The sequence below is a fragment of the Alkalicoccobacillus porphyridii genome, from assembly GCF_007293315.1.
GTDB lineage: Bacteria > Bacillota > Bacilli > Bacillales > Bacillaceae_D > Alkalicoccobacillus > Alkalicoccobacillus porphyridii.
Genome location: NZ_VLXZ01000078.1, coordinates 1 through 366 on the forward strand (window position 1 = coordinate 1; position 366 = coordinate 366).

General features: G+C 54.9%; 1 protein-coding gene. It reads left to right on the plus strand.

Going from position 1 to position 366, the window contains the following annotated elements; genetic code table 11:
• Positions 1-366: aldo/keto reductase (locus tag FN960_RS23595; protein WP_185971129.1), on the plus strand; the 366-nt coding region annotated here is incomplete at both ends.

Sequence of the window (366 nt, forward strand, 5' to 3'; positions counted from 1 at the left end):
GGACAAACACGATCTGCCGCGTATTGTCACCATTCAGAACCCTTACAGTCTGTTAAACCGCAGTTTTGAAGTAGGTCTGGCAGAAGTCAGCCAGTATGAAGGGGTCGAACTGCTGGCCTATTCGTGCCTGGGTTTCGGCACGCTGACCGGGAAATATCTCAATGGTGCAAAACCCGCTGGCGCACGTAATACGCTCTTTAGTCGGTTCACCCGCTATAGCGGTGAGCAAACGCAAAAAGCCGTCGCGGCGTATGTTGATATCGCCAGACGTCATGGCCTGGACCCTGCTCAGATGGCGCTCGCGTTTGTACGCCGTCAACCGTTTGTTGCCAGCACTCTGCTGGGCGCAACCACGATGGATCAGCT